The organism is Streptomyces sp. NPDC050388, assembly GCF_040655635.1.
Lineage (GTDB): Bacteria > Actinomycetota > Actinomycetes > Streptomycetales > Streptomycetaceae > Streptomyces.
The window spans coordinates 38,183-52,362 of record NZ_JBFAKH010000009.1; the positions used below are offsets into that span (position 1 = coordinate 38,183).

At 72.3% G+C, this 14,180-nt stretch carries 12 protein-coding genes; 3 read left to right on the plus strand and 9 right to left on the minus strand.

Features of this window, described 5'->3' with window-relative positions:
* Nucleotides 1-356 precede the first annotated feature (356 nt).
* Together AB0I73_RS07215 and AB0I73_RS07220 are read right to left on the minus strand one after the other, a co-directional pair.
* Complete coding sequence (locus AB0I73_RS07215) at nt 357-779, minus strand: DUF3017 domain-containing protein (RefSeq protein WP_363034801.1); 423 nt, start codon at nt 777-779, stop codon at nt 357-359.
* A gap of 127 nt (nt 780-906) precedes the next feature.
* Nucleotides 907-1,761 (minus strand): bifunctional methylenetetrahydrofolate dehydrogenase/methenyltetrahydrofolate cyclohydrolase, encoded by an 855-nt coding sequence (locus AB0I73_RS07220; RefSeq protein WP_363034641.1) that lies wholly within the window; start codon nt 1,759-1,761, stop codon nt 907-909.
* A gap of 364 nt (nt 1,762-2,125) precedes the next feature.
* Between AB0I73_RS07220 and AB0I73_RS07225 the strand changes: the two genes are divergently transcribed.
* Nucleotides 2,126-2,731, plus strand: a complete 606-nt coding sequence (locus AB0I73_RS07225) for a hypothetical protein (RefSeq protein ID WP_363034643.1) — start codon at nt 2,126-2,128, stop codon at nt 2,729-2,731.
* A gap of 115 nt (nt 2,732-2,846) precedes the next feature.
* Here AB0I73_RS07225 and purH read toward each other — a convergent pair whose 3' ends face one another.
* Both purH and purN read right to left on the minus strand, forming a co-directional pair.
* Nucleotides 2,847-4,433 (minus strand): bifunctional phosphoribosylaminoimidazolecarboxamide formyltransferase/IMP cyclohydrolase, encoded by a 1,587-nt coding sequence (gene purH / locus AB0I73_RS07230; RefSeq protein ID WP_363034645.1) that lies wholly within the window; start codon nt 4,431-4,433, stop codon nt 2,847-2,849.
* Nucleotides 4,430-5,068: a phosphoribosylglycinamide formyltransferase gene (purN, locus tag AB0I73_RS07235; protein ID WP_363034647.1), complete on the minus strand. Its 639-nt coding sequence runs from the start codon at nt 5,066-5,068 to the stop codon at nt 4,430-4,432. Before purN ends, purH begins: the two co-directional genes overlap by 4 nt.
* 339 nt (nt 5,069-5,407) lie before the next feature.
* Between purN and AB0I73_RS07240 the strand changes: the two genes are divergently transcribed.
* On the plus strand, nt 5,408-6,202 hold the full coding sequence (locus tag AB0I73_RS07240; protein WP_363034649.1) for a hypothetical protein: 795 nt from the start codon (nt 5,408-5,410) through the stop codon (nt 6,200-6,202).
* A 41-nt stretch (nt 6,203-6,243) separates the two neighbouring features.
* Here the strand turns inward: AB0I73_RS07240 and AB0I73_RS07245 are convergent, their stop codons facing one another.
* Nucleotides 6,244-7,869, minus strand: a complete 1,626-nt coding sequence (locus AB0I73_RS07245; RefSeq protein WP_363034651.1) for a DUF6350 family protein — start codon at nt 7,867-7,869, stop codon at nt 6,244-6,246.
* A gap of 96 nt (nt 7,870-7,965) precedes the next feature.
* On the opposite strand from AB0I73_RS07245, the gene AB0I73_RS07250 reads away from it, so the two are divergent.
* A complete protein-coding gene (locus AB0I73_RS07250; RefSeq protein ID WP_363034653.1) occupies nt 7,966-9,114 on the plus strand; it encodes a helix-turn-helix domain-containing protein in 1,149 nt (382 codons plus the stop codon).
* A 91-nt stretch (nt 9,115-9,205) separates the two neighbouring features.
* Here the strand turns inward: AB0I73_RS07250 and sucD are convergent, their stop codons facing one another.
* The 4 genes from sucD to AB0I73_RS07270 all read right to left on the minus strand — a co-directional run bounded on the left by sucD (nt 9,206) and on the right by AB0I73_RS07270 (nt 14,152).
* Nucleotides 9,206-10,090 carry a succinate--CoA ligase subunit alpha gene (sucD, locus tag AB0I73_RS07255; RefSeq protein ID WP_363034655.1) on the minus strand — a complete coding sequence of 295 codons (885 nt, stop codon included), beginning with the start codon at nt 10,088-10,090 and terminating at the stop codon, nt 9,206-9,208.
* A gap of 21 nt (nt 10,091-10,111) precedes the next feature.
* A complete protein-coding gene (gene sucC / locus AB0I73_RS07260; RefSeq protein WP_363034657.1) occupies nt 10,112-11,290 on the minus strand; it encodes an ADP-forming succinate--CoA ligase subunit beta in 1,179 nt (392 codons plus the stop codon).
* Between the two features lie 599 nt (nt 11,291-11,889).
* Nucleotides 11,890-12,795 carry a hypothetical protein gene (locus AB0I73_RS07265; protein WP_363034659.1) on the minus strand — a complete coding sequence of 302 codons (906 nt, stop codon included), beginning with the start codon at nt 12,793-12,795 and terminating at the stop codon, nt 11,890-11,892.
* A gap of 193 nt (nt 12,796-12,988) precedes the next feature.
* Nucleotides 12,989-14,152: a VWA domain-containing protein gene (locus tag AB0I73_RS07270; protein WP_363034661.1), complete on the minus strand. Its 1,164-nt coding sequence runs from the start codon at nt 14,150-14,152 to the stop codon at nt 12,989-12,991.
* Between the last annotated feature and the right edge of the window lie 28 nt (nt 14,153-14,180).

The following is a 14,180-nucleotide window of genomic DNA, read 5'->3' on the forward strand; positions in this document are numbered from 1 at the left end:
AGGGCCGCGGGCATGCGCCGTCGCGCGCTCGCTCGCTCGTGGCCCAGTCTCCCACCGGCAACCCCCTCGACCGAACAGAACCGGGCACAAAGCGGGAGGGCGGCGCGGATTGCCCGGGATCGTCAGGATCGTCATGCTGGTCCCGCCGGTCCTGCCGGTCCCGCCGGTCGTCCGAAGTGCCCGCCCTGCCGTGGACGGCGGCCCGTCCTCACCCCCGTGAAAGGACGGGCCGCCGCCGGAAACAACCTTCCTGCACGCCGAACCCCCTGTTCAACGGCTGTCCGGGCGCTGTGGCACGGAAGTAACCGTTCCGCTACGTCCCCCGGATCCCCCGGATCATCCTGGGACGGGCCCCGCTAACTGCTGACCGTGAAGTGCAGCAGGTCCTCCAGGAACGGGATCTTCAGCTTGGGATCCGGCTGCACCATCAGTGCCAGCAGCACGATCGCCAGCCCCAGCACGCCGTACGTGACGATGTCCGTGAAGCGGGAGCGCACGGCGAGCATGCCGACACCCGGCAGCGCCCAGCGGAGCACCCCGCCCGCCAGCAGCGCCACGCCGATCAGCAGCGTGCCGATCCGGAACAGGTCGAACACGGTCAGCAGCAGGCCGAGCCCGGCCGTGAGCAGCACGGCGAGGATCGGCCACTGCCGGGCGGGCGCGGGGGCGTCGCCGGCGGCGGCCCGGCCGCCGCCCTCCGGGCGGGCGGTGTCCCTGGTGAACCGCGGGAAGCGACGGGTGGTGCGTCGCGGCTTCCCCTCGGCGTCGGGCGCGCTGATGGGGTCGGGGGCCTCGGCGAGGGCGGGGGCCCCGGCGTTCTCGGCCCGCGCCGAGGCCGGGGCCGGCTCCTGTGCCTGAGGCTGCTCCGGCGCCGACCCGGGGGCCTGCCCCTCTCGGGCGTCGCTGTCAGCCGACACTGCGCTCTGCCGCCTCCACCACGTTGACCAGCAGCTGGGCCCGGGTCATCGGGCCGACACCGCCGGGGTTCGGGGAGACCCAGCCGGCCACCTCGGCCACGTCCGGGTGAACGTCACCCACGATCTTGCCCTCGGCGTCGCGGGAGACCCCGACGTCCAGGACGGCCGCACCGGGCTTGACGTCCTCCGCGCGGACGAGATGGGCGGAGCCGGCGGCGGCGACGATGATGTCCGCGCGCTTCAGGTGCGCCGACAGGTCGCGGGTGCCGGTGTGGCACTGGGTCACGGTGGCGTTCTCGCTGCGCCGGGTCAGCAGCAGCGGCATCGGACGGCCGATGGTCACTCCGCGGCCGACGACCACGACCTCGGCGCCCTTGATCTCCACGCCGTAGCGGCGCAGCAGGGTGAGGACGCCGTTGGGGGTGCAGGGCAGCGGGGCCGGCTCGTTCAGGACGAGGCGGCCGAGGTTCATCGGGTGGAGGCCGTCGGCGTCCTTGTCCGGGTCCATGAGTTCGAGGATGCGGTTCTCGTCGATGCCCTTGGGCAGCGGCAGCTGGACGATGTATCCGGTGCAGGCCGGGTCCTCGTTCAGGTCGCGGACGACCGCCTCGATCTCCTCCTGCGTGGCCGTGTCGGGCAGCTCCCGCTGGATGGAGGCGATGCCGACCTGGGCGCAGTCGCGGTGCTTGCCGGCGACGTACTTCTGGCTGCCGGGATCGTCGCCGACGAGGATCGTGCCGAGGCCGGGCGTGACGCCCTTCTCCTTCAGCGCCGCCACGCGGGCGGTCAGATCGGACTTGATCGCTGCTGCGGTGGCCTTGCCATCGAGAATCTGGGCGGTCATGTACCCATCCTCGCGGATGACCGGGTCCCGGTTCCAATCCGCGCGCGTTCCACCCGCGCTCCGGACGTGCTCCGGCCGCGTCCCCGGCTCGTCCCGAGCGCCCGTGGGGTTCGCGATCCCATATTTCACCTCCGGTCCACCCCCTGACCGGCCATGTTTCACCTGCATCCGGCCAAGATCAGCAATGTTGCACTTGCACAACACATACCGCCTGCGGCTGGACAATCGGCAGATCGGTCAAGAACGATGAACGGCACGGTGCCGCGGGCAAGAACCGGGGGGACGGACCGCGTCTGCAGAACTTCCTCCGAACCGCGCCCCGCGTCGTCCCCGCACCCGCAGCGAAAACGGAGGAAGAAGCGCCATGAGTTTCGGCGACCCGAACAACCCCTACGGACAGCCGCAGCAGCAGCCCGGCCAGCCCGGCTACGGCTACCCCCAGCAGCAGCCCCCCGGTCAGCCCGGCTACGGTTACCCGTCACCGCCCGCGTTCCCGCAGGAGCCCTACGGCCAGCCGGGCCCCGTGGCGGTCATGCCCGGCAGCGTGAAGGCCGCGCGCGTGATGCTGTTCGTCCTCGGCGGCTTCCAGGTCCTCGGTGGCCTGCTGATGATGATCGCCAGCGCCTGGTTCGCCGAGATGTTCGAGGAGATCGTCGCCGACGACCCGACCATCTCCGCGGAGGACGCGGACGCCGTCGCCGGCATCGGCGCGGGCGTCATGATCTTCTTCGGTGTGATCGTGCTGGCGTTCGCGTTCTGGGCGATCTTCACGGGCGTCAAGATGGCCACCGGCCGGGGCGGGGTGCGTGTCTCCGCGATCATCTACGCCTCGTTCGTCACGCTGTTCAGCGTGATCAGCCTGCTGGGGGCCAACTTCTTCGCCCTGATCAGCCTGGTCCTCGGCATCCTGATCATCGTGTACTGCGCCAACAAGAACGGAAGCCACTGGTTCAACCGGCCCCAGTACTGAACCCGTTCCGCCACCGTGCCTGTCGCGCGAGCCGCCCGACAGGCCGTGAAATGGGGCCCCGGCCGACGCCGGGGCCCGATTCGGTTCAGGGGAAGTTCAAGGGGATGCGTGCCGCTCAGTGGAAGAAGTGCCGCGTCCCCGTGAAGTACATCGTGACGCCGGCCTTCTTCGCCGCCTCGACGACCTGCTCGTCACGGACCGAACCGCCCGGCTGGACCACGGCCTTGACGCCCGCCTCGGTGAGGATCTCCAGGCCGTCCGGGAAGGGGAAGAAGGCGTCCGAGGCGGCATAGGCGCCCCGGGCGCGCTCGGCGCCGGCCCGTTCCACCGCCAGCTTCGCGGAGTCGACGCGGTTGACCTGGCCCATGCCGACGCCGACCGAGGCGCCGTCCTTGGCGAGCAGGATCGCGTTGGACTTCACGGCCCGGCAGGCCCGCCACGCGAAGGCCAGCTCGGCCAGCTCCGCCTCGGAGAGGGCCTCGCCGCTGGCCAGCGTCCAGGTGGCCGGGTCGTCGCCCTCGGCCTGGAGGCGGTCGGTGACCTGGAGCAGGGCTCCGCCGTCGATCGGCTTCACCTCGACGGGGGCGGCCGGCGCCTCGGGGGCGCGCAGCACGCGGATGTTCTTCTTCTTGGTGAGGGCTTCGAGGGCGCCGTCCTCGTAGTCCGGCGCGACGATGACCTCGGTGAAGATCTCCGCGACCTGCTCGGCCATCTCCTTGGACACCGGGCGGTTGACGGCGATCACGCCGCCGAACGCGGACAGCGGGTCACAGGCGTGCGCCTTGCGGTGCGCCTCGGCGACGTCCGCGCCGGTCGCGATCCCGCACGGATTGGCGTGCTTGATGATCGCGACGGCCGGCCCGGCGTGGTCGTACGCGGCACGCAGCGCGGCGTCGGTGTCCGTGTAGTTGTTGTACGACATCTCCTTGCCGTGCAGCTGCTCGGCCTCGGCGAGGCCGCCTGTGCCGGAGACGTACAGAGCGGCGGGCTGGTGCGGGTTCTCGCCGTAGCGCAGGGTGTTCTTGCGCTCCCAGGTGGCGCCGAGGAAGTCGGGGAACCGCCCCGCGGCGGAGCTGCTGTCGGCCGCGGCGTCGACGGGGGCGTACTCGGAGGCGAACCAGGAGGCGACCGCCACGTCGTACGCGGCCGTGTGCTGGAAGGCCTCCGCGGCCAGACGCTTGCGGGTGGCGAGGTCGAAGCCGCCGTCGCGGACGGCGGACAGGACGTCGGCGTACCGGGCGGGGTCGGTCACCACGGCGACGGACGGGTGGTTCTTGGCGGCGGCGCGGACCATGGAGGGGCCGCCGATGTCGATCTGCTCCACGCACTCGTCGGGCGTCGCGCCCGAGGCGACGGTCTCGCGGAACGGGTAGAGGTTGACCACGACCAGGTCGAACGGCTGCACGCCCAGCTCGTCGAGCTGCTGCCGGTGGCTGTCGAGGCGCAGGTCGGCGAGGATGCCGGCGTGCACCTTCGGGTGCAGGGTCTTGACCCTGCCGTCCAAGCACTCGGGGAAGCCGGTCAGCTCCTCGACCTCGGTGACGGGGACGCCCGCGGCGGAGATGCGGCCGGCCGTGGACCCGGTGGAGACGAGTTCGACGCCCGCCTCGTGCAGGCCACGGGCGAGCTCCTCGAGCCCGGTCTTGTCGTAGACGCTGACGAGCGCCCGTCGGATGGCCCGCTTGTTGCTCTCGGCGGTCACTGGATAACTACCTTTCGTCCCTCGATGCGATAGCCGTTGCGGGCGAGCCGCCCCACGACCTCGACGAGCAGCCTTCGCTCGACTTCCTTGATGCGCTCGTGCAGCGCGCTCTCGTCGTCCTCGTCCCGGACCTCCACCACGCCCTGCGCGATGATCGGCCCGGTGTCGACGCCGTCGTCGACGAAGTGGACGGTGCAGCCGGTGACCCTGGCGCCGTACGCGAGCGCGTCCCGTACGCCGTGGGCTCCGGGAAAACTGGGCAGCAGGGCGGGGTGGGTGTTGACGAACCGCCCGCCGAAGCGCGCGAGGAACTCCTTGCCCACGATCTTCATGAACCCTGCGGACACCACGAGGTCGGGCTCGTGGGCGGCGACCGCCTCGGCGAGCGCCGCGTCCCACTCCTGGCGGTCGGCGAAGTCCTTGACCCGGCACACGAAGGTCGGCAGCCCGGCGCGCTCGGCGCGGGCGAGCCCCTCGACGCCCTCACGGTCGGCACCGACGGCCACGATCTCGGCTCCGTACGCCTCGGTGCCGGCGGCGGCGATCTCGTCGAGGAGCGCCTGCAGGTTGGTGCCGGATCCGGAGACCAGCACGACGAGGCGCCTGGGGCGCTCGGCCACGGGCTTGGCGGCCACGGTGGGGCCCTTTCTCGGGAGCGCTCGTGCGGTCGGAGGCACAGCGCTTTGTGTATTCGTACGAATGCTTCGCCCCCTCGGATACGGGGAAGCCTACGAAGCGGCCGACCGGCAGCAACGATACCGGCACACTGGGCGGCCCTCACGGGACGGGGGCGTGGCTGGAAGGTAGCGTCTGGGAAGAGCCGGTCCGGGAACGCCTCCTGTGCACCAAGCGTTCACAGGAAGGAGCCCGGGACCGGAGGACGGACGGAACACTCCGGCTCAGCCGTGGAAGTCGTCCGTGGCCAGCCGTACTTGATCAGTCGCACTTCGTTAAAAGGGGAAGACGCTCACTTGATGCCGGACCGCAGCCTGCGATTCCTCACGTTCCCCCAGCCGTCGGCACAGGGAGGGGAGCGTGGCGCCGTGCTGCTGCGGGAGCGCCCCTCCTCGCCGCCCGAAACCCCCCGGGACGAGGGCAGCGGCGGCGAGCGGCGCCGTGGCTCCGAGGAGGACAACCCGTTCGCGCCACCCCCGGAGGGGACCCCCGACCAGCCCTGGCAGCCCCGGCGCCCGTCCGGCGACGAGGGCGGTGACGGTGGCGGCCGGGGAGACAGCGGCCGCTCCCCGTGGGGCGGACGGTGGAGTGACCGGCAGCCCGGTCGTTCCTCGGGCGGCTTCGGCGATCGCCCGCGCAGCCCGGAGGGACAGGGCGGCGGGAACGGCGGGCCCCAGGGCCCCGGACCGCGCTGGGACCCGACGGACCCGGTCCAGCGCCGGGCGCGTTACTCCCTGCTGTCCGGCATGTGGGCCTTCTTCTTCGCCCTGTTCAGCTGGCCCTACGTCGCACTGCTGCTGGGCGCGCTCGCCCTGTACTGGGCGATCAGCGCCCTGCGCGCCAAACCCCGCGCGGCCTCCGACCCCGACTCCCCGGCACCGGCGCAGAAGGGCCGTCCGCAGACCACGGCCGCGGTGAGCGGGCTGGTCACGGCCTCCCTGGCACTCGCCCTGGTCGCCGCCAACTTCACGGCCCAGCTGGTGTACCGGGACTACTACACCTGTACGCATGACGCCCTCACCCAGGAGGCCAGGCAGTCCTGCAACACCCTCCTGCCGGACGAACTCCGGAACTTCCTCGGGACGGCCGACTGAGAGAGCTGCCGACAGCCGCTCCCACGTCCCGGGCCGCTCCCTCACACCGCGGGGGGCGGCTCGGGTGTGTTCGGGGGCTCGGGAGCGCGGGGCGCGGGGGGAACCGCGGGAGCACCGGGAGCCGGGAGAGCGCCGGGTCCGGCCGGGGTGGGGCCCGCGGGCAGGAAGTCGTAGGGGCTGGAGGCGTCCGGGGGCCGTCGCGCGCCCGTGGTGCGCGCCTCGCCCTCCGGTGGCCGCCTGCGCGGCCTGCCGATCCTCGGCACCCATGCCCCTGCCCCTGTCCCTGGTCCCGCCCCCGCCGGTGCCCGTTCCACCGGTTCGTCCCGAGGCGTGCGGCACCGCCGTGCCCGTACCGCCAGGGCCGTCGCCGTGGCCACCGGTCCGATCCACACCAGCGTCGCGCCTCCCGTCTGCCACCACACCGGCCCGAAGCGGGAGAGCGCCTCGACCCCCATCGGCCCGCCCGCCAGCGCGGCGGACAGCGCCAGCAGGCTCGCGCACAACACCGCCGCCGCCCCGGCGGCGCCGGCCGTCCGGCTCCGCGACCACGCCGCGTCCGGCGCCCGCCCCGACCGCCGGCCCTCCCGTTCCGCCGGCGCCGGGTGTCCGGTCGCCGTGGCGCCCTTCCCGACGAACCACCCCGTCACCACACCGGCCGCCAACGGCACCGTCCCGGCCGCCCAGTTCACCGGCGTCCCCGGCCCCGCGTCCGGCACCGCCGCCAGCAGGGGGAAGGCGGGCAGCAGTGGGGCCGGGGCGGAGGCGAACGGGGTCACGGCAGTGCCGGCCCCGAGGAGGAACCCGGGGCCGAGCGCGTAGGCCGCCGCCCACACCGCCGCGTTCGGCAGCAGCATGACGCCGAGCAGCAGCACCGCGGCCCGCCCCGACCATCCCTCCGTCAACCGCAGGAAGGCCGCCTGGGCTTCCCCGCCGTGCCACACCAGCGACACCGTCAGCAGCACTGCCCCACCGCCGACGAGCACCACGGCCCCGGCCGTCGCCGCGCGCGCCGCGACCCCGAGGCGTCCGTCCGGGCCGAGGAGCAGATGCCGCACCCCCCTCGGCAGCAGTGCCCCCACGGTCCGTTCCAGCGGCCCGGTGGGGCAGCCGTACGCCCGCCACACCCCCGCCCCCGCGGCCAGCACGGCGACCAGCGGAACGCACACGCCCGCCGACGCCCACGCGGGCCGCAGCTCACCACCCGCGGCATAGAGCGCGGCGGGCACACCGACGGCCAGGTAGCCGAGGACGACGCCCACCCATGCGGTCGGGCCGTCGACGAGCGGAGCGTCGTCCGTGGCGTCCCCGTCCGTGGCGTCGCGGGCCGCCCGGTGCAGCAGCCACACCGGGACCGTGAGCAGCAGCAGCGGCGGAACGCCCAGGGGCGCCGGCACACCGGAGAGCGTGTCGGTACGGATCAGCTCGGTGCCGTGTGCCAGCAGCCACAGCGCCGCCGCGATGTGCAGCGCGCCGTCAGGTCCGCTGTCGGGGTAGGGCGAGCTGATCCACAGCAGGATCACGAGCGTGGCGAACGCGGCGAGTCCGAGTCCCGCGGCGAGAGCACCACCGAGGAGACCGGAGGTCAGTCCGGGCGGGCGGTCACGCATCCGGGTGAGCAGCAGGGCCGGCGTCGATCGGCGGGCAGTCGTCTGGATCACACCCGTCATGCTCCCAACGACACGCGCTTTCCCGTCGTAACGACTGAAGCACCGCTGTGTCGCTCAATATAACCTTATGTACCTTCTCGCACGAAGAGGCGTCCTGTGACACGGAGCCCTGCCACCCCCCTCCCCTCGCCCGAGGAACGGCGACGCCTGCGCGAGTCCCGCTCGCTGACGCAGGCTCAGCTCGCGAAGCGGATCGGCGTCAGCCGCGAGACGGTGCGTGCGTGGGAGTCCGGTCGCAGCACACCGCGCGGCCGGAAGCGGGAGATGTACGCGGAACTGCTGACGGCCACGACGGCACCCGCGCCCACGGGGCGGTCCGAGCGGCCCGGGCGGCCTGGGCGGCCCCTCGAACGCCCTGATCGCTCCGCGCACTCCGCGCACTCCGAATACTCCGAACACCCCGAGGGGGCACTCGCCCCGTCCGGCCAAGAGGACGGCGGTCCCTCCGCCCTGACACCCGCTCAGGCCTTCGACGCCCTGTACTCCTTCTGCGCCCCGGCGCTCGTACGGCAGGCGTATCTGCTGTCCGGCCGCCGGGGACTGGCGCGTGAATCGGTCGAACGGGCCTTCCAACTGGCCTGGGACCGCTGGCCCGAAGTGGCTCGCGACCGCGACCCGGCCGGTTGGGTGCGTGCGGCGGCGTACGAGTGGGCGCTGTCCCCGTGGCACCGGTTCCGGCCTCGCCACCGGCGCCCGGAACCGGTGCCCGCGGAGCCGTCCGACCGGGAGTTGCTGGACGTCCTGCTGCACCTGCCACCGCCGTACCGCCGCACGCTCGTGCTCTACGACGGTGTCGGCCTCGGCCTGCCGGAGACCGCGGCGGAGACGGAGGCCAGCACGCGGGCGGCCGCGAACCGGCTGCTGCACGCGCACGAGATCGTCGCGGACCGGCTGCCGGAGTTGTCGGACCCGCGGGTGCTGCACGAACGGCTGGCCGAGCTGGCCTCCTCCGAGCACCTGCGGTCCGCCAAGCCGCCGGAGGTGCGGGGCGGCAGCGAGCGCAGGGCCCGGTTCCGGACCCGGGCCGTCGTCGCCTTCACGGCCGCCCTGATCGGCGCCACCGCGCTCACCCTGGCCACGGCGCCCACGCGCTACGACCCACCGCCGCCACCCGGGGAGACCGTCCGGGGGGTGCCGCTGCAGATGGCCCCGGGCCCCCTTTCGGACACGGAACGGAAGCTGCGGAACAAGCTCCGGAAGGAGCTGCAGCACGGCCCGCAACGACTGGCACCGCAACCGTGGTGACCCCGGCCGACAGGGTGACGGGTGACGCGGCCGGGAACGACGGTGGGCCCGTCCCCCTGAGGGAACGGGCCCATCCGTGTTCTGCGGTTGCTCAGCCCGCGAGGAGCTCGCGCGCCAGCTTGGCCGTCTCGGTCGGCGTCTTGCCCACCTTGACGCCCGCGGCCTCGAGGGCCTCCTTCTTCGCCTGGGCGGTGCCGGACGAACCGGAGACGATGGCGCCGGCGTGGCCCATGGTCTTGCCCTCGGGCGCGGTGAAGCCCGCGACGTAGCCGACGACCGGCTTCGTCACGTTCTCCGCGATGTAGGCCGCGGCCCGCTCCTCGGCGTCGCCGCCGATCTCACCGATCATCACGATCAGGTCGGTGTCGGGGTCGGCCTCGAACGCGGCCAGCGCGTCGATGTGCGTCGTGCCGATGACCGGGTCGCCACCGATGCCGACGGCCGAGGAGAAGCCGATGTCCCGCAGCTCGTACATCATCTGGTACGTCAGCGTGCCGGACTTCGAGACCAGGCCGATCCGGCCCGGCTTGGTGATGTCGCCCGGGATGATGCCGGCGTTCGACTGGCCGGGGCTGATCAGGCCCGGGCAGTTGGGGCCGACGATCCGGGTCTTGTCGCCCTTCTCCACGGCGTACGCGTAGAACGCGGCCGAGTCGTGGACGGCGATGCCCTCGGTGATGACGACCGCGAGCGGGATCTCGGCGTCGATCGCCTCGACGACGGCGGACTTCGCGAAGGCCGGCGGCACGAAGAGGACGGATACGTTCGCGCCCGTCTTCTCCATCGCCTCGGCGACCGTGCCGAAGACCGGGATGTCGTTGCCGTCGATGTCGACGGAGGTGCCGGCCTTGCGCGGGTTCACACCGCCGACGATGTTCGTGCCGTCGGCCAGCATGAGCTTGGTGTGCTTCATGCCCGTGGCACCGGTCATGCCCTGGACGATGACCTTGGAGTCCTTGTTGAGGAAGATAGCCATGGCTGTGGTGTCCCTCGTCCCTTACTTCGCGGCCGCGAGCTCGGCGGCCTTGTCGGCCGCGCCGTCCATGGTGTCCACGCGCTGCACCAGCGGGTGGTTGGCGTCGGAGAGGATCTTGCGACCCAGTTCGGCGTTGTTGCCGTCCAGCCGCACGACCAGCGGCTTGGTGACTTCCTCGCCCCGGTCCGCGAGCAGCTGCAGCGCCTGCACGATGCCGTTGGCGACCTCGTCACAGGCGGTGATGCCACCGAAGACGTTGACGAACACGGACTTGACGTCCGGGTCGCCGAGGATGATCTCCAGGCCGTTCGCCATGACGGCGGCGGAGGCGCCGCCGCCGATGTCGAGGAAGTTGGCGGGCTTGACGCCACCGTGCGCCTCACCGGCGTAGGCGACGACGTCCAGGGTGCTCATCACGAGCCCCGCGCCGTTGCCGATGATGCCGACCTCGCCGTCGAGCTTGACGTAGTTGAGGTTCTTCTCCTTGGCGGCGGCCTCGAGCGGGTTGGCCGCGGCCTTGTCGTGGAGCGCCTCGTGGTCGGGGTGACGGAACTCGGCGTTGTCGTCCAGGGTGACCTTGCCGTCGAGGGCGAGGACGTCACCGGAGGCGACCTTGGCCAGCGGGTTGACCTCGACGAGGAGCGCGTCCTCGGCGATGAAGGTCTTCCACAGGGTGACGAGGACGTCGGCGACCTTGTCGGCCACCTCGGCCGGGAAGTTCGCGGCCTGGACGATCTCGCGCGCCTTCTCGGGGGTCACACCCTCGTTGGCGTCCACCGGCGTCTTGGCGACGGCCTCCGGACGGGTGGCCGCCACCTCCTCGATGTCCATGCCGCCCTCGACGGACGCGATGGAGAGGAATGTGCGGTTGGCACGGTCGAGGAGGAAGGAGACGTAGTACTCCTCGACGATCTCCGGAGCGGTCTCGGCGATCATCACCTTGTGGACCGTGTGGCCCTTGATGTCCATCCCGAGAATGTCCGTCGCACGGGCGACGGCCTCGTCCGGAGTGGCCGCCAGCTTCACACCGCCGGCCTTGCCGCGTCCACCGACCTTCACCTGGGCCTTGACGACGGACTTGCCGCCCAGACGCTCGGTGATCTCGCGCGCCGCCTCAGGCGTGTCGATGACTTCACCGGCCAGCACCGGTACATCGTGCTTGGCGAAGAGGTCCCTCGCCTGGTACTCGAACAGGTCCACGCGCTTCCGTCCCTATCAGTGATTCGCGATTCGTTGGATGCGTGGGCGTGCCGCGAAGGGCAACGTGACTACGTCCGCAGTGTCACAGAGGGGGCGCACACGGTGTCCGAGCGCGCGGCATGTCCGTCTCGCAGGTTAGCCCCGGTTGCAAGATGTCTCTAAATCGCGGGTCACACATGAGCGGTGATACCTGTCACAGGATGCCGCAAAAAGTGACACAGCATGCCATCGGTGTGGGGCCCCACCGGGCTGGGGTTGACCCGGTGGGGCCCGCCGTACACCCGGGGCAGGGACGAGGTTCCTGCCCTCCGGGGTGCGGGGTGGCCGGTCCCCACCCCAATGGGGACCGATCACCCCATCCACGGGGTTGCGGCCGGACCAGCCGACGGCGTTCGGCCGTCCGGTTCCGGATACCTCCGTGAAGTTTTCCTTACTCGCGAGTCAGGTGCCGTACGTGCGAGGTGCACGGGGCGTATGGGGTGTACGAGGCGTGCGGATGCAGGGCGCCCGTACGGGCTTGGGGGGCGTTGGGGTGCGCTCGCGCCCGGGCATCCGGGCGAGGGCCCGCGCAGGTGCGCGGGCTGCCCCGGGGGCTCCGCCTAGGCGGGAGAGACCGGGACGTCCCGGTACCGGTCCTCGGTCTCGGCCGCCTCGGTGGAGACGGTGGCGCCGGGTACGAACCGGACGCGGAGACGGTGACCCGGGGTGACGGCGTCCGCGTCGCCGTGGCGCGGTGTGCCGTGATCCGCCGCGGAGCGGTGGCCCGTCGTGCCGTCCGGGCCCCCGCCGGGGGTGTGGGGCGCCGGGGCCGGGTCGGTGGGCGGTGCGGGGGGTGTGGCGCGGTGCTCGGCGTCGTCGTGCGGCAGCGGGTCGACGGCGAGGCCTGCGTCGGCACCTCCGGCATGCGGGCCGTGCTCGGCGGCCTCCGGGGCTTCGGGCCGCGCGGTGGGTGCGGAGGCGTCGGTCGCCGGTGGCGCGGGGGCTTCCGACTGAGCGAACGGCGCCGGGAGGGGGCCCGGTGCCTCCGGTGCCTCCTGTGCGTCCTGCACGTTCGGTGCGTCCGGCGGCACGGCGGGCAGTCGCGGGAGCCGGGGCTCCACCGGGACCTCGGGCAGCCCCGGGGGCTCCGGAAGGGGCGCGGGCCGCGTCAGACCGGGCAAGGTCGGCAGGGCGGGAGCCTGCGGGCGTGAAGGCGGAGACGGTACCGGAAGCGCCTTCACGGGCACCTCGGTCAGGTCGGCGGCAACACCATCCAGCCGATCGGCGACCGGGGTCACGACCCGCTCACCCACCGACCCCGAAACCGACACCACCGCACCGGCGACCGGAGAAGCGAAGGGGGTGCTCACCGGGCCGCCGCCGTCCGCCGCCTGGGCCCGCTCCCCGCACAGCACACCGAGCACGAGCACCGCGCCCACCAGGAACGCCAGGTGCAGCGCACGCCTGCCGACCGCCGTGCGCATCGCGCGCAGAGCGGCACCGGGCAGGAGGGCTGGCCAGGTCAAGGGAGGAAGGTTTCTCGTGGACGGCGGTACATGAAGGAAACTCGATGCCTCAGGCGTCGAGCGTCGTCGATCCTCGCACGCGGCTCCCGAGGGTGCGCAAGCCCTCTCTCACCGATGGGGCGTCATGTCCGCCTTTGCCGAACCGAGTCGGACGACGACGGATCGACAAATCGCCCCTCCCCTTCTCCCCTTCTCACACCGGCTCCGGTATCGGCAGCGGCCGCTTCTCGATCGCCGCGGCCATCACCTCCGGGAACAGGTCGGGCGTGCAGGCGAACGCCGGCGCGCCCAGCGCGGCGAGGGCCGCCGCGTGCTCCCGGTCGTAGGCGGGCGCCCCCTCGTCGGACAGCGCCAGCAGCGTCACGAACTGCACCCCCGATGCCTTCATCGTCGCGACCCGCTTGAGCATCTCGTCGCGGATGCCACCCTCGTAGAGGTCGCTGATCAGTACGACCACCGTCTCCGCGGGCCGGGTGATCTGCGACTGGCAGTACGCCAGCGCCCGGTTGACGTCCGTGCCCCCTCCGAGCCGGGTACCGAAGATCACGTCGACGGGGTCGTCGAGTTGGTCCGTGAGGTCGACCACCGCCGTGTCGAACACGACGAGCCGCGTGTCGACGGACCGCATGGACGCGAGCACCGCCCCGAACACCGAGGCGTAGACGACGGACGCCGCCATCGACCCGGACTGGTCGACGCAGAGGACGACCTCCTTCTTCACGGACTGCGCGGCACGACCGTAGCCGATGAGCCGCTCGGGCACGACCGTCCGGTACTCGGGGAGGTAGTGCTTGAGGTTGGCCGCGATCGTGCGGTTCCAGTCGATGTCGTGGTGGCGGGGCCGGCTGACGCGGGCGCTCCGGTCGAGGGCGCCGGTGAGCGTGGCCCGGGTGCGGGTGGCGAGTCGCTTCTCCAGTTCGTCGACGACCTTGCGGACGACGGCCCGTGCCGTCTCCTTCGTCGTGTCGGGCATCGCCTTGTTGAGTGACATCAGCGTGCCCACGAGATGGACGTCGGCCTCGACCGCCTCCAGCATCTCCGGTTCCAGCAGGAGGGTGGCGAGCCCCAGCCGGTCGATGGCGTCGCGTTGCATGACCTGGACGACGGAGGAGGGGAAGTAGGTCCGGATGTCCCCGAGCCAGCGCGCCACCGACGGCGCGGACGCCCCCAGCCCAGCCGAACGCTCCCGCCCCGTCTGCGGCTTGTCCCCCTCGCCGTAGAGCGCGGTGAGCGCTCCGTCCATGGCGGCGTCCTGGCCGGACAGCGCGCGTCCGGTGCCGTCCGCCGCGCCCCCGCCGAGCACCAGCCGCCACCGTCGCAGCCGTTCCTGCGCCGGGTCCGTCACCGCTGCCGTCATACCTTCCCCTCCGTCCCTTGCGCCTTCG